20 protein-coding genes are annotated in these 17,073 nt (G+C 73.5%); 9 read left to right on the top strand and 11 right to left on the bottom strand.

From position 1 onward, the window contains the following. Positions 1 to 90: 90 nt before the first annotated feature. The 3 genes from HNR22_RS02935 to HNR22_RS02925 all read left to right on the top strand — a co-directional run bounded on the left by HNR22_RS02935 (position 91) and on the right by HNR22_RS02925 (position 2,063). A complete protein-coding gene (locus HNR22_RS02935) occupies positions 91 to 693 on the top strand; it encodes a hemerythrin domain-containing protein (RefSeq protein WP_179778958.1) in 603 nt (200 codons plus the stop codon). Positions 694 to 779: 86 nt separating this feature from the next. Continuing rightward, positions 780 to 1,760 carry a LysR family transcriptional regulator gene (locus HNR22_RS02930; RefSeq protein ID WP_179778957.1) on the top strand — a complete coding sequence of 327 codons (981 nt, stop codon included), beginning with the start codon at positions 780 to 782 and terminating at the stop codon, positions 1,758 to 1,760. A 57-nt stretch (positions 1,761 to 1,817) separates the two neighbouring features. Further along, on the top strand, positions 1,818 to 2,063 hold the full coding sequence (locus HNR22_RS02925) for a hypothetical protein (RefSeq protein ID WP_053655798.1): 246 nt from the start codon (positions 1,818 to 1,820) through the stop codon (positions 2,061 to 2,063). Between the two features lie 53 nt (positions 2,064 to 2,116). On the opposite strand, the gene HNR22_RS02920 is transcribed toward HNR22_RS02925, so the two are convergent. The 3 genes from HNR22_RS02920 to HNR22_RS02910 are packed head-to-tail and all read right to left on the bottom strand — an operon-like array spanning position 2,117 to position 5,222. Further along, positions 2,117 to 2,467, bottom strand: coding sequence for a DUF3140 domain-containing protein (locus HNR22_RS02920; RefSeq protein WP_141909299.1), 351 nt, complete (start codon positions 2,465 to 2,467; stop codon positions 2,117 to 2,119). Then, positions 2,467 to 2,670, bottom strand: coding sequence for a hypothetical protein (locus tag HNR22_RS02915; RefSeq protein ID WP_179778956.1), 204 nt, complete (start codon positions 2,668 to 2,670; stop codon positions 2,467 to 2,469). The genes HNR22_RS02920 and HNR22_RS02915 overlap by 1 nt, the downstream gene beginning before the upstream one ends. Further along, the gene (locus HNR22_RS02910) at positions 2,667 to 5,222 is read right to left on the bottom strand and encodes an ATP-dependent Clp protease ATP-binding subunit (protein WP_179778955.1); all 2,556 of its coding nucleotides are present in this window, start codon (positions 5,220 to 5,222) and stop codon (positions 2,667 to 2,669) included. Before HNR22_RS02910 ends, HNR22_RS02915 begins: the two co-directional genes overlap by 4 nt. Positions 5,223 to 5,362: 140 nt before the next feature. Here HNR22_RS02910 and HNR22_RS02905 point away from each other — a divergent pair, with 140 nt between their 5' ends. The 5 genes from HNR22_RS02905 to HNR22_RS02885 all read left to right on the top strand — a co-directional run bounded on the left by HNR22_RS02905 (position 5,363) and on the right by HNR22_RS02885 (position 10,695). After that, a complete protein-coding gene (locus HNR22_RS02905; RefSeq protein ID WP_179778954.1) occupies positions 5,363 to 5,755 on the top strand; it encodes a PIN domain-containing protein in 393 nt (130 codons plus the stop codon). Positions 5,756 to 5,907: 152 nt separating this feature from the next. Next, a complete protein-coding gene (locus HNR22_RS02900; protein WP_088948039.1) occupies positions 5,908 to 6,168 on the top strand; it encodes a hypothetical protein in 261 nt (86 codons plus the stop codon). Between the two features lie 6 nt (positions 6,169 to 6,174). Next, positions 6,175 to 7,368 (top strand): hypothetical protein, encoded by a 1,194-nt coding sequence (locus HNR22_RS02895; RefSeq protein WP_179778953.1) that lies wholly within the window; start codon positions 6,175 to 6,177, stop codon positions 7,366 to 7,368. Further along, complete coding sequence (locus tag HNR22_RS02890; protein WP_179778952.1) at positions 7,361 to 10,036, top strand: FtsK/SpoIIIE domain-containing protein; 2,676 nt, start codon at positions 7,361 to 7,363, stop codon at positions 10,034 to 10,036. The genes HNR22_RS02895 and HNR22_RS02890 overlap by 8 nt, the downstream gene beginning before the upstream one ends. Continuing rightward, positions 10,033 to 10,695, top strand: coding sequence for a hypothetical protein (locus tag HNR22_RS02885; RefSeq protein WP_179778951.1), 663 nt, complete (start codon positions 10,033 to 10,035; stop codon positions 10,693 to 10,695). Before HNR22_RS02890 ends, HNR22_RS02885 begins: the two co-directional genes overlap by 4 nt. A gap of 298 nt (positions 10,696 to 10,993) precedes the next feature. Here the strand turns inward: HNR22_RS02885 and HNR22_RS02880 are convergent, their stop codons facing one another. Beyond that, positions 10,994 to 12,268 (bottom strand): cupin domain-containing protein, encoded by a 1,275-nt coding sequence (locus tag HNR22_RS02880; protein ID WP_179778950.1) that lies wholly within the window; start codon positions 12,266 to 12,268, stop codon positions 10,994 to 10,996. Positions 12,269 to 12,280: 12 nt separating this feature from the next. Further along, a complete protein-coding gene (locus HNR22_RS02875; RefSeq protein ID WP_179778949.1) occupies positions 12,281 to 12,586 on the bottom strand; it encodes a hypothetical protein in 306 nt (101 codons plus the stop codon). Between the two features lie 157 nt (positions 12,587 to 12,743). On the opposite strand from HNR22_RS02875, the gene HNR22_RS02870 reads away from it, so the two are divergent. After that, positions 12,744 to 13,523, top strand: a complete 780-nt coding sequence (locus HNR22_RS02870) for a DUF72 domain-containing protein (RefSeq protein WP_343059653.1) — start codon at positions 12,744 to 12,746, stop codon at positions 13,521 to 13,523. A gap of 45 nt (positions 13,524 to 13,568) precedes the next feature. Here HNR22_RS02870 and HNR22_RS02865 read toward each other — a convergent pair whose 3' ends face one another. From HNR22_RS02865 to HNR22_RS02840, 6 genes are all read right to left on the bottom strand, one after another. Beyond that, complete coding sequence (locus HNR22_RS02865; protein ID WP_179778947.1) at positions 13,569 to 13,997, bottom strand: DUF2267 domain-containing protein; 429 nt, start codon at positions 13,995 to 13,997, stop codon at positions 13,569 to 13,571. Next, positions 13,990 to 14,175, bottom strand: coding sequence for a hypothetical protein (locus HNR22_RS02860; protein ID WP_088951726.1), 186 nt, complete (start codon positions 14,173 to 14,175; stop codon positions 13,990 to 13,992). The genes HNR22_RS02865 and HNR22_RS02860 overlap by 8 nt, the downstream gene beginning before the upstream one ends. A gap of 121 nt (positions 14,176 to 14,296) precedes the next feature. Then, positions 14,297 to 15,169, bottom strand: a complete 873-nt coding sequence (locus tag HNR22_RS02855) for a DUF72 domain-containing protein (protein ID WP_179778946.1) — start codon at positions 15,167 to 15,169, stop codon at positions 14,297 to 14,299. A gap of 48 nt (positions 15,170 to 15,217) precedes the next feature. Next, a complete protein-coding gene (locus HNR22_RS02850; RefSeq protein WP_179778945.1) occupies positions 15,218 to 15,616 on the bottom strand; it encodes a TraR/DksA family transcriptional regulator in 399 nt (132 codons plus the stop codon). 164 nt (positions 15,617 to 15,780) lie between these two features. Next, positions 15,781 to 16,425, bottom strand: a complete 645-nt coding sequence (locus HNR22_RS02845; protein WP_179778944.1) for a nucleoside/nucleotide kinase family protein — start codon at positions 16,423 to 16,425, stop codon at positions 15,781 to 15,783. A 41-nt stretch (positions 16,426 to 16,466) separates the two neighbouring features. Beyond that, a complete protein-coding gene (locus HNR22_RS02840) occupies positions 16,467 to 17,072 on the bottom strand; it encodes a winged helix-turn-helix domain-containing protein (RefSeq protein WP_179778943.1) in 606 nt (201 codons plus the stop codon). Between the last annotated feature and the right edge of the window lies 1 nt (position 17,073).

Here is a 17,073-nt window from a genome sequence, read left to right as displayed (position 1 = left end):
GGTCGGTTTCGCCGTGAGCGCGTTCGGGTACCGCCGCCTGCGACCGTACGTCCCTGCCGGAGCTTCCGCCCGCCAGTCGAGGAGGGCACCATGTCCACCGTTCCCCTGCCGCCGTTGCCGCCCGCACCCGAGGGCGGCTTCCGGCCCGGTGGTCGCAGCATCGCCGACATCGTGGACCGGGAGCACCGGCAACTGCTCGCGCTGCTGGACCAGCTGACCGGCCCGGACGCCACGCCGCAGGAAGGGCTGCCGGTGCTCAGCGCCGCGCTGTCGCGGCACCTGTCCGCCGAGGAGCAGTACCTGCTGCCGGCGGTGCGTGCCGCGCTGCCGACCGCGACCGAGCGCGTGGACGCCGAGATCGCGGCCGACGCCGGTCTGTTGAACGCCCTGAAGGGGCTGACGGACGAGGCGTTGACCGAGGTCGCCGAGCGGGTCCGTCAGCACGTCGAGGGGGTGGGCGGGCTCGTCACGGAGCTGCGCGCGGTCGCGACGGACGAGGAGCTGATCCGCCTGGGCAACCGGCTGGAGATCGCCGAGGAGGCCGCACCGACCCGGCCGCACCCGGGCACTCCGGCCACCCCTCCGTGGAACCGGATCGTGGAGCCGGCGGTCGGCGTGGTGGACAAGGTGCTCGACGTGGTGACGCGGCGGCCGACGTACCTGGCGGACCTGCCGGAGCCACCCCGCGACTGAGGCAAGGCCACGCTCGCCAATGCATTCATTATCACCGATCCGCTCGGGCTATTCCGCCAGCTGACCCGTGGTCCTACCGTCACCCTATGAACCTGGAGCTGCGTCACCTGCGGGTGGTCTGCGCGATCGCTGAGACGGGGAGTGTGACGAAGGCGGCGTCGGCGCTCGGCCTGGCCCAGCCGGCGCTCACCGCCCAGCTCCAGCGCATCGAACGGACCCTGGGCGGCCCGCTGTTCGACCGGGACCGGCGCGGTGCCCGGCCCACCGCGCTGGGCGAGCTGGTGCTGGCCCGGGCTCGGGTCCTGCTGCCGGCGATGAAGGGGCTTCAGGACGAGGCGGCCCGGCTGGCCGGCGCTGGCGGGGCGCCGCCGTGCTACCGGTTCGGCGGGGTCAACAGCCCGATCCTGGGCCGGCTGGTGCACCGGTTGGCCGCCGAGCACCCGCCCGCCCAGATCACCACGTTCGCCTCCTGGTCGGTGGACGAGTTGGCGCAGTTGGTGGCCGGCGGCCGACTGGACTTCGCGCTCACCGGTGTGTGCGGCGACGCCATCCCGTCGGCCGGGTTCGGGTTGAGCTGGCAGGAGGTGGCCATCGACCCGGTGCTGGTGCTGCTGCCGGAGTCGCACCCTCTCGCCGAACGCGACGAGGTGTGCCTGGCCGACCTGCGCCACGAGCAGTGGGTGGCCGCGCCGGGCGACGGCTGCTTCGGCGACTGCTTCGCCGCCGCCTGCGCCCGCGCCGGCTTCACCCCCCGCAAGGTGTACGAGACCGACATCCGCGGCTGCGTCGACCTGGTGGACGCCGGTGTGGCGGTGGCGTTGTGCCAGGCGACGTTCCGCCCGGTGGCCGGGCTGGTGACCCGCCGGATCGCCGGCACACCGCTGCGCTGGCGGCTCCTGCTCGGCTGGCACCCGGACTCCCCCGCCGCCCAGGGCGCGGACCTGGTGTTGGAGACGGCCAAGGCGGCGTACGTCGACTCGCTGGCCCCGCATCCGGAATACCTGTCCTGGCTGCTGAGCAATCCCGGGTTCGGGGTGCGGCAACCCAGCGGGATCCGACCGGTCTGAGCCGGTATTCCCGGCCGGTGGCGGTGCGAACCGCCGTTGGCCGGGTATCTGGCGGACATGACCGACCTCTACCCGCCCGCCGACGACCGCGAACTGCTGCGCCAGGCGGCCGCCGCGCACACCGCCGCCACCCGCGAGGTGGAGGCGTTCCTGCGCCGCCTACCGGCGGTGCCCGACCCGGCCGACGTCACCGAGTACGCCAACCTGCTCACCCGGGAGGACCAGACCCGCGGTGACCGGGACGCCGCCGCCGACGCGGCCGGCCTGACCATCGCCAGCCTGGAATCCGACAAGGGCCAGTAGCAGGACGCCGAACGGTGCCGTCCCCGCCCGGGACGGCACCGTCGTGCGTTCGCTCAGCGTTCGACGAGCGGGTCGTGACCCAGGTCGAGCAACGAGTGCCGCCAGTTGTCGTCGGCGTTGCCACGCGACGGCTTGGCGTCCATCAGCTCACGGATGCGCTCGACCGCCTCCCGCATCACCTCGATGTCCTCCGGGGTGAGGTCCACCTTGCGCTTGTTCAGCACCTTGAGGATCTCCCGGCCCGGCTGGGGCAGGTCGAGGTTCGGGTTCGGGCTGAACGACTCCTCCCCGGAACCCCGGGTCAGCAGCCAGGTGCGCAGCTGCTCCGACGGGACGTTGACCTCGGCGTGGAAGTCCTCCCAGAGCACTTCCACCTCGGGGTCGAGCCGCGCTTCGCGTACCATCAGGTCTCCTCTCGCCGCGGCGGCCCGGACGTCTCCGGGTCGTCCTGGTCGGTTTTCGGATGCAGGCCCTCGGCGGCCAGCCGCGTTCGGCGGGGGTTCGCGGTGGGCGGCGCCAGGATCGGGTCGGGATGGTCCTCCTCGTCCCGGGGCTTCGCAGGCTCGTGCGGGTCCTCGTGCTCGTCTCGTCGCGCCGGCCCGCTCATCGCGGGTGGGTGGTCGTGGCGGGTGTGTACCCCCGCTCGCCTGCGGTCACGTCGAAGGTGAGCGCGCCGTCGCGGACGTCCACCGTCACCTTCTGCCCCGGTGAGATCGCCGACTCCAGCAGCATCCGGGACAGGTGGTTGTCCACCTCCCGCTGGATCACCCGGCGCAGCGGTCGGGCGCCGAACTCCGGCTGGTAGCCGTGCTCGGCGAGCCAGTCGATGCCGGCGGTGGTGAACTCCACCTGGAGGTCCTGGGCGTGCATGCGGCGGCGGGTCTCCTCCAGCAACAGCGCGGTGATGTCGCGCAGCTGCTCGGCCTCCAGCCGGCGGAAGATGATGACCTCGTCGATGCGGTTGAGGAACTCCGGGCGGAAGTTCTCCTGCAGGCGGCGCATCAGCCGCTCCCGCAGTTCGTTGCTCTCCTGCTCGCTGCCCACGTCCCCGCTGCCGAAGCCGACCGAGCGCTGCGCGCCGGTGATCAGCTCCGAGCCGAGGTTGCTCGTCATGATCAGTACGGTGTTCTTGAAGTTCACCGTGCGACCCTGGCTGTCGGTCAACCGCCCGTCGTCGAGCACCTGGAGCAGGATGTTGAACACGTCCGGGTGGGCCTTCTCGATCTCGTCGAGCAGCACCACCGCGTACGGGCGGCGACGCACCGCCTCGGTGAGCTGACCGGCCTCCTCGTAGCCGACGTATCCGGGTGGCGCGCCGACCAGCCGGCTGACCGTGTGTCGTTCCTGGAACTCGCTCATGTCCACCCGGACCATCCGGTCGGCCTCGCCGAACAGCGCCTCGGCCAGGGCGCGGGCCAGCTCGGTCTTGCCGACGCCGGTCGGGCCGAGGAACAGGAAGCTGCCCATCGGCCGCTCCGGGTCGGCCAGCCCGGCCCGGGAACGACGGACGGCCTCGGCGACCGCGGTGACCGCGTCGTCCTGACCGACCACCTTCTGGTGCAGAAACCCCTCCAGTCGCAGCAACCGGTCCCGTTCCTCCTCGGTGAGCTGGCTGACCGGGATGCCGGTGGCCCGGGAGACCACCTCGGCGATCTCCTTTGGACTCACCTCGGGCACCTGCGAGGACGACCCGTCGTCGCCGTTCGCCCGACGGATCCCCTCCTCCAGCTCGGAGATCCGGTCGCGCAACGCGGAGGCCCGCTCGTACTGCTCGTCGGTGACGGCCTGCTCCTTGTCCCGGCGTACCTCGTCGAGCTCCTGCTCCAGTTCCCGCACGTCGGAGGCGGGCGTGCGGGTGCGCAGCCGCACCCGCGCGCCGGCCTGGTCGATGAGGTCGATCGCCTTGTCCGGCAGGAACCGGTCGGTGACGTACCGGTCGGACAGCTCGGCGGCCGCGACCAGCGCCTCGTCGGTGAAGCGCACCTGGTGGTGCGCCTCGTACCGGTCGCGCAGACCACGCAGGATGGCGATGGTGTCGTCGACGCTGGGCTCGGGCACCAGCACGGGCTGGAAGCGCCGGGCCAGCGCCGCGTCCTTCTCGATGCTCTTGCGGTACTCGTCCAGCGTCGTCGCGCCGATCACCCGCAGCTCGCCGCGGGCCAGCGCGGGTTTGAGCATGTTGGACGCGTCCATCCCACCCTCGCTGCCGGCGCCACCCGCCCCGACCAGGGTGTGGATCTCGTCCATGAAGATGATCAGCTCGTCCCGGTGCGCCCGGATCTCGTCGATCACCTTCTTCAGCCGCTCCTCGAAGTCGCCCCGGTAGCGGGTGCCGGCGACCAGACCGGCCAGGTCGAGTTGGACGACCCGCTTGCCGAGCAGGGTCTGCGGGACGTCACCGTCGCAGATCCGCTCGGCCAGCCCCTCGACGATGGCGGTCTTTCCCACACCGGCCTCGCCGATCAGCACCGGGTTGTTCTTGGTACGCCGGGACAGGATCTCCACAGCCTGCTCGATCTCGTCGGCCCGTCCGATCACCGGGTCGATCTGATCGTTGCGGGCCAGGTCGGTGAGGTCCTGCCCGTACTGGTCCAGGGTGGGGGTGCCGCGATCCGGCTTCGGGCCGTTCATCGGCCCGCGCTCGGCGTTGGCCGCCTGCAACGACTCGGGTTGGATCCGGCCGGCGGCCAGCATCCGCCCGGCCGGCGACTCCGGGTTGAGCGGCAACGCCATCAGGATGTGCTCAGGGCCGATGTAGTTGGCGCCCATCGCCCGGGACAGCTGATGGGCGTCGAGCAACGCCCGCTTGGCGGCGGGGGTCAACGACAGGTTCGGCGGCACCTCCCCGCGCGGCGCGCCGTCGCCCTTCCCACCGAGCGCGTTGAGCAGGGTGTCCGGGTCGGCGCCGGCCCGGCGTACGAGGTCCCGCAGGGGTTCGCGTTGCAGCGCCGCCCAGAGCAGGTGGTCGGTGTCCAGGTCGCTGCTCTGGCGCTGGGCGGCCCGCCGGGCGGCGTCGGCCAGCATCTCCCGGGCGTCGGCCGTCATCAGTCGGGTGATGTCGACCCGGTGCGGTGGCCGGCGTCCTCCCTCGCCCCGGCCGAAGTACCTGGCCAGGAATTCGTCCCACGGGTCGGAGCCGATGTCACCGGGTCCCATCATGTCTGTCCTCCGCAGTCGGGCGCGGCACGGTCGGCAGGGGCTACCCGGCGCGCGCCCCGACAAACGCCGCAGGTGGTGGAGCACCGGCATTCCGGGAGTGGCGTCCGGCCGGGGCCGGCCGTTGGTGGCAGGCTGACGGGATGACTGAGACCCCGCTGCTGATCGTGGACGGCGCCAACGTTGTCGGCTCCCGCCCGAACGGGTGGTGGCGTGACCGTGCCGGCGCCGCGGCCCGGCTACGCGACTCGCTCGCCCCGGTGGCGACCGTCGGGCTGCCGGCCCGGCTGCCAGCCCCGGTCGAGGTGGTGCTGGTGGTCGAGGGGGCGGCGCGGGACGTGCCGGGCACCGAGGGCGTGCGGGTGGTCTCCGCCGCCGGCTCCGGCGACGACACAGTGGTCGAGCTGGTGGCCGACGCGCCCGAGCGTCGCCGGCTGGTGGTCACCGCGGACCGTGAGCTGCGCGGGCGGGTGACGGCGCTGGGCGCCGAGGTGTACGGCCCGCGTTGGCTCCGCGAGACCCCGACCAGCAACTGAAAAATTCTCGCACTGGGACTCCCACAGAACGGACTCCCGGCACTTCCGGGCGTGTTCCGGACAGGCGGGCAGGAACACCGACAGGGCGGATGTTCTTTCGTGGCCCCCGATAGGCTCTAATGGAGATCTCCCCGCCCCCAGGAGGTTCCGCCGTGGCGAGCGTCGCCGAGTTGAAGGCTGCCATTGATGTCGCCCTCCAACAGATCGGGGACGGGCAGACAGCCGTGCAGGCGGCCGGCGAGAAACTGTCCGAGGCGCAGCAGACCCTCGCCGGCGCGCTGGAGGGCAGCGGGCACGAGACGGTGGAGGCGGCCCAGTCGTCGCTGACACAGGCCAGCCAGGAGCTGGAGGAGTGTCTCGCCGCGACACTGGTCGCGGTGGAGCAGGCGCAGCTCTACGTCGCCACCCTGTAGGCCACCATGTCCATCATCGAGGACGTCGGTGGGCAGGTCCGTGCCGCCAGCGAGGAGTTCCCGGTGGCCCTGCTCGGGCAGGCGCTGGAGAAGTTCGGCCTGGCCGCGGAGCGACTGCGCTGGGTACGACAGGAGTCGGCCAACCCGATGGGGGTGCCGGAGCTGTCCGCCGCGACCGAGCACGCCGAGAGCGCCGGCTACGCGTTGCGGGTGGCACAGGAGCAGCTCTCGGCGTACCTGACCGCGATCGGGTTGGGCGCGGACGGAGCCCCGGCGCCCCGCCCTGAGCAACGTGCCCCCCGACACGACACGCCACCGGCCGCCGGGCCCACCGCTGTCGCGCCGGAGCCGACCGAGCAGGTGCGAATGAGCCGCTGGTGGTCAGTGCGGGTGGCCGAGCTGACCGGCGGGCGCGAGGGCACCGACGACGAACCCGACGAGCGGGTGGACGACTCCCAGGAGTTGCTGCGCCGAGTGGTGGGCGGCGTCCGCTCCGGCGACCGGGACCGGCTCCGCAAGGAGCTGCGCCGGGCCCCCGCCGACGTGGGGCTGGGCATGGCGGCGCTGGCGCCGCCCCTGCTGCGCGAGCTGGCCGGTGAGCTGCTGGGGCACCCGCCCCGCGCCACCGACCTCGGGCGGCTGCGCGGTGAGCTGGACGGGCGGGTACGCGACCTGCTGCCCGGGCTGCCGCCGCCGGTGCTGGAGACACTGCTGACCCGGGTGTGCCGGATGCCGCCACCGCGCGCCTCCGGGGAGCCGCCGCACGCGGCCGACTCCGCGGTCACCGCCGGGGTGGCGACCGGGCTGCTGCTCGCCAGACTCGGCCGGGACCTCCCCGCAGGCGGCGCGAAAGAGCCGGTGGGCGCGGGCCAGCCGAACGGCGCGGAGCAACGAGGCGGTGCGGGGCAACCGGCACGGGTCGGGCGGCCGGCGGGCGCGGGGCCGTCAGCCGGGGTCGGCGGGCGGCCGGCGGGCTCTGGTGCGCGCGTCGGCGGTGCTGTTCAGCGGCCGGGTGCGCAGCGCTCCGGTGGCCTGCCGCCGCGCACGGATGGTCTGCCGCCGCGCACGGATGGTCTGCCGCCGCGCACGGATGGTCTGCCGCCGCGCACGGATGGCCTGCCGACGCGCTCCGGTGGTGTGCCGCCGCGCTCCGGTAGCCCGTGGCGGGACGCACCGGCTCGACGGAGCTTCGATGGCTGACCGGCGCGGCCAGTTGGCCAGCCGGGTCCGGGACACCCTCGCCGAGGCGTTGGGTGCGACCCGTACCCGCCTGTCCGCCGCCCAGGCCGAGCTGACCGCCGGGCGCGAACGGCTGGCCCGGGTCCAGCGGGCGGCTGCGGCCGTACCGGCCCGGGTGGGTGCCCAACGGGACCGCCGCGTCGCCGAGATCGACGCCCGCTACTCGGCCCGGATCGCCGAGCTGGCCCGGCGCGCCGCCGACGCGGCCCGGCAGGAGGCGCCAGGCTGCGCGGGGGCCGACTGGACGGGATGGGCACCGACGCCCGCCCGCCGTGCCGAGCCACCCGGCGCGCTGCGGGTCGGCACGGTCCGGATCGACGGCGTCGACCCGGTGCCCGCGCTGGTGCCGCTGCTCGACGCCGGGCACGTACACCTCTCCGGGGACGATCGCGCCGGCTGCGACGCCGTGGTGTCCGCGTTGCTGCTGCGGGCCGCCGGCCGCGCCGACCCGGGCGCGGTACGCCTGGTCGGGTACGACCCGGAACAGCTCGGCGGTGGCCTGGCCGGGTTCGCGCCGCTGGGCACGGCGGGGCTGCTCACCTTCGTCGGCCCCGGCGGGCTGGGCCCCCTGCTGGACGACCTGGTGGAGCAGATCCGCCGGATCAACGAGACGGTGCTCGCCGGCGAGTACGCGTCGTTGCGCGAGCTGGCCGCGGCGACCGGCCGACGACCCGAGCCGTGGCGGGTGGCGGTGCTGCTCGGTGGCGACGAGCTCAACCGACACGAGCGCGGGCAACTGGACCGGGTGGTACGCGCCGGCGCGGCCTGCGGGGTGCACCTGGTGGTCCACGGTGTGCCGTTGCCGGAGGACCCGACGGTGACCCGGGTGGTGGCCGGGGTGTCCGGCGCACGCATCGGCGGGTCGGCCGGGCTGCCCGTCCGCCTCGATCCACCGCCACCGGCGACGCTGGTCACCGAAACGTGCCGGGAGATCGCCGCCCGGGTGAACGCGGGCCCACCGCCGACCCCGTTCGCGGACCTGCTGCCCCCGCCGGAGCTGATGTGGCGGGAGGACTCCGCCGACGGGCTGACCGCGCCGATCGGCGAGGGGCCGCAGGGCCGACCGGTGCGGCTGACGCTGGGCGACTATCCACCGCACGCGCTGATCGGCGGACCGTCCGGCACCGGCAAGACCAACCTGATCTTCGCGTGGATCGGCGCCCTCGCCGCCCGCTACTCCCCCGCCGAGCTGGAGTTCTATCTGCTGGACTTCAAGGAGGGCGTGTCCTTCGCGCGGTTCGCGCAGGGCCGGCGCGACCCGAGCTGGCTGCCGCACATGCGCCTGGTCGGGATCAACGTCAACACCGACCGGGAGTTCGGCCTGGCGCTGCTGCGGTTCCTCGCCGAGGAGCTGCGCCGACGTGCCGACGCGGCCAAGAAGCACGAGGTGACCAAGCTGGCCGAGCTGCGGGCCGTCGACCCGACCGGGCACTGGCCACGGATCGTCGCGGTGGTCGACGAGTTCCAGATGCTGCTCGCCGGTCGGGACGTGGTCGCCCGGGAGTCGGCCGACCTTCTGGAGGACCTGGCCCGACGCGGCCGGTCCCAGGGCATCCACCTGGTGCTCGCCTCGCAGGACGTGCGGGGCATCGAGGCCCTGTGGGGCCGCCCCGCGCTGGTCGCCCAGTTCACCCTGCGCATCGCGTTGCCCAAGGCGCTGCGGATCCTCGCCGAACGCAACGACGCGGCACAGTCGCTGCCTCGCTGGCACGCGGTCGTCAACGCCGAGTCGGGCATGGTGGAGGGCAACGAGGTCGCCCGGATCCCGTCGGCCAGCGACTGGGAGACGTGGAGTGGGTTGCAGCACCGGCTGTGGCGGATGCGCCCGGCCGACGCGGCACCGGCCCGGCTCTTCGACGGCGACGCGATTCCGCGGCTGGCGGACGCCCCGGACTTCCGTACGCTCGCCGCGCCCGCGGACGGGAGCGTGCCGCGCAGCCCGGTCGCCCTGCTCGGCGAGATCATCGACGTGCAGTCCCGCTCGGCGGCGCTGCGACTGCCGCGCGCCCCCGGGCGCAACCTCGCCGTGCTCGGCACCCGGGTGGACGAGGCGTGCGCGGTGCTGGACGCGGCGGCCCGCTCACTGGCCCGCCAGCACCCGCCGGGCACCGCCCGGTTCTCCATCGCCTGCCTCGACCCCGACGCTGACCCGATCGCCCGTGCGCTCTACGACGACCTGGCCGACGACGCCGCCTGGTACGACGAGGAGACCGTCGGTGAGCTGATGGCCGAGACAGCCGACGGGCTGACCGGCCCGGGGAGCCCGCACTACCTGCTGCTGTTCGCGGTCGACGCGGCAGCCGGCGCGCTGGCCGCCCGAGCCGGCCGGCGCACCGGGCTGGAGCAACTGCGCCGGATCCTGCACGACGGACCGGAACGACGGACGCACGTGCTGGCCTGGTGGCGGGGGGTGGCACGGATGCGCGCCGACCTCGGCGGGCCGGCCGCGCGTACCGACCAGATCGGCGCGTGGGTGGCGCTGGACACCCACGGCGGCGAGCTGGGCTCCTCGCTCTACCCGGGCACCGGCGGCCCGGACTGGTATCCCCGCCCCTGGCGAGGCCTCTTCTTCGACCGGGCGGTGCACCGCACCGGACAGGTGATCATCCCTTATGGTCCGTCGCGATGAACGAACCGGTGACCAGCGAGACGTACACGGCGCAGCTCCGACGGCTGGCCGACCTGACCGCGCGAGTGGGTGAGCAGCGCGCCGAGGCGCACACCTGGTACGAGCGGCAGTGCGCCGCTGCCGAGCGGGCCGTCGCCGACGCCGCCGAGCAACTCCAGTACGCCGAGGAGGAGCTGGTCGCCGCCCGCGAGCAGCAGGAACGCGTCGACGCGGAGGTGGCCCACCTGTGGCAGCAGGTCCGCTCGCGCCTCGGCGCCCGCCGCCTCGGTGGCCCGCCCGCACCCGCGAACGGCACCACGGCCACCGATCCGGTACTGCTGCTCGGCAAGGCCCGTGACCTGCTCGACCGCGCCGGGCAGCCGGGTGAGCTGCCGGGCTCGGTCAACCCGCTGCTGGCGCTCTGCGGGGTGGCCGGCGCCGTGCTGGCGTACGCGCTGGGGGTTGGGGCGCGGGCGTTGGGCGTCGGGTACGGCGGCGATCTCGCGGTCGGGATGCCGGTGCTGGCGCTGGTGGTGACCCTGTTCGGGCCGTTGATCGGCCTGGTGCCGGCGCGGGTGCTGGCCGACCGCCGGCACGCGATGCTCGGTCCTCGGCCGATCACCGTGGTCCTCGGCGCCGGGGTGGTCACCACGGTGCTGCTGCTGGTCCTCGGCCGCTGACTGGCCGGCCGGTGGCCGGTGGCCGCCGTCGTTCCCCATGCCGTGGGGGACGAGTGATCGACTCGACTTTCTGAAAACCGGGCCATCCCCCGCGGTGATCAACTCGGTTTTCCGGAAACCGGGCCATCCTCGCGGCCCGGACACCCCGACTTCACGAAAACCGAGTCGATCACCCGCTGGCACCGACCGGCAGGGCCGACAGCGCAAGACCGGCAGGCCACGCCGGCCGGCGGGACACGCGGGCCGGCGGGACACGCGGGCCGGCGGGACACGCGGGCCGGCGGGACACGCGGGGAGGTCAGGCCGGGACCAGGACCGCCTCGCGCAGCAGTCGACGGGTCAGCGTGACCCGGTCGGCGTCGTCGGGCAACCCGGGCAGGTCACCAACTCGGGTCACTGCGCCGCTGAGCAGGACACGAGCCGCCGCCTCGCAGTCACCAGGCAGGGTGATCGTCCGGTCGAACAGCCGCAACGCCACCGTGTCCGACCCGTGCGGCACCAACTGCCAGCGCAGCCCCGGTCGCACTGTGACCCGGGAGTCGGCGTCCAGAGCGGCCACCGCGTCGGCCTGGGCCAGCGGCCGGATCGGCGCCGGGCGGGCGGCCGGCCAGGCGCGTTGGCGCAGTCGTGCGGCGACCGCACCGGGGTCGGCGCGCAGGAGCCAGTCCCGCAGTGCCTCCACCGTCTCGGTCAGCTCCGGCTCGATGGCGTCCGGGTCGGCGACGTCGGTGCCGAACGGCAGGCTGGCCCGCAGCCGTTGGTCCTCGGCGGCCAGCGCCAACAGCTCCTCGACCAGGGCGTAGCGGGTGAGCGCGCGGATGCCCACGGTCAGGTGCAGCGAGCTGGCGTCCTGCGCCTGCGCGCTGTGCAGCCAGCCTCGGGGCAGGTAGAGGGCGTCGCCGGGGGCGAGCACCACGTCCAGCGCGGCGGGGCCCTGCGCGGTGGCGCCGACCTCGTCGGCGCGGCCACCCCACGGCTGCTTCTCCAGAGGGTCGGGCAGCACCGGCGGGTGGATCCGCCAGTGTTTGCGGCCGTCGACCTGGAGGACGAACACGTCGTGGGTGTCGTAGTGGGTGGCGAACCCCTGGCTGCCCGCCGGGGTGAGGTAGGCGTTGATCTGTAACGGTTGGTTGAGCGCGAGGCCCAGGTCACGGGCGAAGTCGACCAGTGGTGGCCAGATCCGGTGCAGACCCTGCAACACCAGGGTGGCGCCGGAGGCGTACTGCTCCAGGACCCGCTCGTCGAGCACCTGGTCGCCGATCTCGGCGCCCGCGCCGCCACCGCCGGTCCAGCGCGCCGCCGGCACCAACTGGCCGTCCTTGGCGACGCGCAGAAAGGGGGTACGCAGACCGCGTCGGCTGAGCAGCTCGTCGGCGTCGGCGGGGCTGAGCAGGTCGGTGAAGCCGGTCGCGTTGGGTAGCTCGGCGGCGCGGGACAGCAGTGGGGTGTGTCCCCAGTGCGCGGCGGCGAACTTGGCCGGCTCGACCGAGACGCAGCGGGCCAGCGCCTCGGCGGCGTTCGCGGACGGAACCGCCGGGCGGCCGTGGCCGCCCGGCGGGTCGAGGTGCGTCATGATGTGCTGCCGCTACCGGGCGCTGCCGTCAGCGCCACCGTCCTGCTGACCCGGGGTGGCACCGCCATCGGCGGGACCCTCCGCGCTGCCATCGGCGCCACCGTCGTGCTGACCCGGGGTGGCACCGCCATCGGCGGGACCCTCCGCGCTGCCATCGGCGCCACCGTCGTGCTGACCCGGGGTGGCACCACCGTCGGCGGGACCCTCCGCGCCACCGTCGGCGCCACCGTCGTGCTGACCGGGGGTCGCGCCACCGTCGGCCGGGCCCTCCGCGCCGCCGCCGCCCATGGTCTGCATGTCGTCATCGTTGAGTGCCATCGGTACTCCCTTGGGTGTGCCGCCCCGCCGTGCGCCGGGGTCCGTCGTGCTGCGGGTGGTACCCCACGCGCGATCTTCTCTAACCCTCACCGTAGACGCCTAACCGGGGCGACACGGGCAGTTCGCGAGCGGCGGCGGAGAGTGCCAGGATGGGGTGGTGATCCTGGTGGGCACGTCCGGCTGGCAGTACCGGGACTGGCGGGGCCGCTTCTACCCGCAACAGCTGCCGCAGCGGCTCTGGCTGGAGCACTTCGCGGCCGGGTTCGCCACGGTCGAGGTCAACAACGCCTTCTACCGGCTGCCGGAGCGGGAGACCTTCGCCGCCTGGCGGGCGCGCACACCGGCGGACTTCTGCGTGGCGGTGAAGATGAGCCGCTACCTCACCCACATCAAGCGGCTGCGCGATCCGGCCGAGCCGGTGGCCCGGTTTCTCGGTCGCGCCACCGCGCTCGGTGACCGTCTCGGCCCGGTGCTGCTGCAACTTCCGCCGAACCTCCGGGCGGACGTCGACGCGCTCGACGCGACCCTGCGGCTGTTCCCGGCGGAGGTGCGGGTGGCCGTCGAGCCCCGGCACCCCTCCTGGTGGACCGACGCCACCCGGGCGGTGCTGGAACGGCGTCGGGCGGCGCTGGTCTGGGCCGACCGGCTGGGACGCCCGGTCGCTCCGCGCTGGCGCACCACGGACTTCGGCTATCTGCGGCTGCACGAGGGGCGGGCACGGCCCTGGCCCCGCTACGGCCGCGCCGCGCTCACCTCGTGGGTGCGGCGGCTGACCGACGCCTTCGGCGAGGACGAGCCAGCGTACGTCTATTTCAACAACGACCCGGGCGGCGCCGCCGTCGTGGACGCTGTCGCGTTCGCCGCGCTGGCCCGTGCGACCGGGCACCCGGTGTCGCGGGTGCCGACGCCGGCCGAGGCGGACACCTCCGGCGGCTGAGCCCGCCCGAGAAGTTCGTCGGGCGGGCTCACTAGCGTCAGGCCGTCACGGCATCATCATCGCGAGGTCCTTGGGCATGGTGTCCTTCACGTCCTGCCACTCGCCCTGGGTGACGTGTCGGCGCAGGGTGTCCAGCACCACCTGCGTCACCCGTTCCGGGCCGCCCTCCGCGTCGTACGGGAAGCCCTGACGGACCTCGTAGAGGAAGTCGTCCCGGTTGAGCTTGATCGGCACGTCGGACGGCACCCAGCCGTCGAAGTAGATCCCCCGCACCAGCACCGGCAACTGCTGGGCGAACTCGACGCTCTCGTCCACCGGCAGCCGGTCGCGCAGCAGGTGCAGCACCGTGCGCAGAGCCGCGTACGACTGGTTGCGCCGCTCCTTCGGCCAGCCGTAGGCGTTCTCGATGTCCTTGAGAATCAGGTTCGTCTTGTCCAGCGAGGACTCGAACGCTGAGATCATCGAGTCAGCCATCGGTCGACCCCCGTTCCGTGCTGTCCCACCGTCGGTCGTCGGCGCGGCGCGGCGGCCCCGATGGGCCGCGGCGGGCCCGCACCGGGCTGCCCTGCGGCGCGCGGCGGGCGTTGTCCGCCGTACCGACCACGTGCAGGACGGCACCGCGCCGTCGATCCGTCACCACTCGAACCGTCATCCCCGTCACCTCCGTGTCGTCTGCGGCGTCGACCACCCTCGGGCGGTCGTGCCCACCATCCCCACCCTGCCGGCGGTGCGGGTGACCCGGCCCCACCCGGATCGGGTGAGATCGGGTGAGGTCAGGTGGCGTCGAGGAGGCCCGCGAGGGTCTTCGCGTTGGTCTGCGCGTAGTCGCGGTAGCAGTTGTTCATCAACACGTGCGTCTGGCCGGCCTCGTCGGCGAGCTCGCGCAGCTTTGGCGCCCAGTCGGCCAGTTCCCGCTTGGAGTAGTGGTAGCCGAACTTCTCGTGGATGTCCTTGCTGGTCCACTTGTCGCTGTGGCCGTGGAAGCGCACCACCGCGAGGTCCGCGGTGGCGGCCAGGATCGGGGGCAGCGACGAGCGGTGGCCCTGCGGCATGTCCACGCCGACGTACGGCAGTTTGTGCTCGCGCAGGAAGGCCAGGGTCTCGTCGGCGTTGTCGCCGTCGAACCAGGACGCGTGCCGGAACTCGTAGACCGGGCGCAGTGGCGCGCAGCGCTTCGCCACCTCCAGCAGGTACTGCTTGTTGGCCCGCTTGATGGTGAACCAGGGCGGGAACTGGAACAGCAGCGCACCCAGCTTGCCCGCCTCGACCAGCGGGTCCAGGGCGGACAGGAAGCGCGTCCAGACCTCCTCGTACGACTGCGCGGGCAGGTCGTCGGGGTAGACGTTCTTCTTGTCGGTCTCCGGACGCAGGTCCTTGTAGAGGGCGCTCACCCGGGTGGGATGCCCGGTCAGCAGACTGAACGCCTTGATGTTGAAGGTGAAGCCGGCCGGCGTGCGCTCGGCCCACAGCTTCGCGGTCGCCTCGGCGGGCGGCGAGTAATAGGTGGCATCCACCTCGACCAGCGGGAACTGCCGCGCGTAGTAGGCCAGCCGCTTCTCCGGGGTGTCCGCCGTCTGCGGGTACCAACCCGAGTCCAGCAAGGTGCGGTCGGTCCAGGACGCGGTGCCCACGAGGATGTCACCCATGGTTCAAGTCCATCGCGTCACGGACCGACCGGCAACCGCTGACGTCGCTCAGGCCGCCCGCCGTTCGCGGGTCTGCTTGCAGGTGACACAGGTGGTGGCGGACGGGAAGATCTCCAGTCGCTCCACCGGGATCGCCGCCGAGCAGCCCTCGCACCACCCGTAGGTGCCCTCGGCGAGCCGGCCGAGCGCGTGCTCGTACTGGGCACGGCGGTCGAGGATGGTGCGCAACAGGGACTGCGCGGTGTCCCGCTCGGCGGTCTTGGTGCCGCTGTCGGCCTGGTCGTCGCCGGCGGTGTCGCCGACCTCCACCAGCCGCAGCACCTGGCTCTGGAGCACGGCCTGGTCGTACTCGGCGGTCAGCTCGTCGTAGCGCGCCTGCAGGGAGAGCCGGATCTGGTCGATCTCCGTCTGGGAACGGGCCGTACCGACCGTGTCGTGGACGAGCATCGCTGCCTGCCTTTCCTGGGCCTGTGGCTCACGGTGAACCGGGTGCCGGCGGCGTGAAGCCCCGGTCACGGTCGCATTCGGTGCGCAGGCGATCACCTGCGCTCTGTGAGCCGGGCGATTACCCACGGGATCGGCCGGGCAAACCGGCGAATTCCCGGGGCTTGTCAGCCGTCTCCGGCGGGCTCCACGAGCGCGGGGTGGCGGGGGTCGTCGGCTCGTACCACCACGTCGGCGAAGCTCGTCGGGACGACCTCCTCGGCGTACCGGTCGAAGGCGGGCAGCGCCCACTCCTGGGCCGGTTCGGTGCGTCGACGCAACGCCGCCGGGGACAGCTCCAGGTGGACAGTGACGTCGAAGGGCAGGCCGCCGCCGAGCAGCAGCGGGCCGCTGACGAGGACGACGCCTCCGGGTGGCAGGTCGACGTAGTGGGCACGGCTGGCCCGGTCGGCGTCGGCGTCCCAGAGTGACGGGAGCACCCGCCCGGTGCCGCCCGGGCCGGCCGGGTCGAGCACCTCCCGGCGCAGGCCGGCCTCGTCGACCCAGTTCTCGTAGAAGGAGTCCGGGTTGGTGCGGCCCAGCTCGTAGCGCAGGGACGCGGGGCGGAGGAAGTCGGTGGCGCGTACGTGCAGCACCGGACGGCCCCGGGCGCGCAGCGGGTCGACGAGCGCGGCGGCCAGCTCGTCCGGGCCGGCGGCGGGAGCACCGTCCACCGCCACCCGCAGCCGGGCGGGCCCGGTGGTCGCGGCGTCGGCCAGCCGGCCGGTCAGCTCGGTGACGAGCAGGTCGGGCGAGATGGGACGGATGCGCACCGGACCATCCTGCCCCGCGTCGGGTGGGCGGGTGACGCCGGTCAGCCGCTGCGGTCGATGGTGACCCGGGCGTCGTCGGCCAGCCGGTAGCCCACGCCGTAGACGGTGGTGACCAGGGGTACGTCCACGCCGACCTTGCCGCGCAGCCGACGCACGTGCACGTCGACGGTGCGTACGCCCGCGTGCTCGTAGCCCCAGACGGCGTTGAGCAGTTGCAGCCGGGTGAACACCCGGCGCGGGTGGGCGACCAGGTGCAGCAGCAGGTCGAACTCCAGCCGGGTCAGCGGCAGCGGCTCGTCGTCGCGCAGCACCGAGCGGGACGAGGCGAGGATGTGCAGGGCGGGGATGGTCGGGCTGAGCGCCCGGGTCGGCGACCGGTTGGCGGGCGCCTGGTCGGGGCGGCGTTCGGTCGGCACGGACCCGATGATCACGCCCTCGCCGCGCTCCAGCATCTCTCGGGCGGCTTCGAGCAGCCGGCGCGCCGCTGGGGTCAGCGACTCCTCACAGGCCAGCGGGATGGACAGCGTCACGGTGAGCACGGGCGTCGCGGTGTTCGCCGGGCGACGCTGACCGCCGGGCGGTCGACCGGGCACCGCGGGTTGCGACGTATGCCATCCGGCGCGCGACGAGGCAGGGCTGACCGACATG

Origin of the sequence: Micromonospora jinlongensis (genome assembly GCF_013410645.1) — a bacterium.
Lineage (GTDB): Bacteria > Actinomycetota > Actinomycetes > Mycobacteriales > Micromonosporaceae > Micromonospora > Micromonospora zamorensis.
Note: the sequence above shows the minus strand (reverse complement) of the source record. Positions and strands in the feature narration are given on the sequence as shown.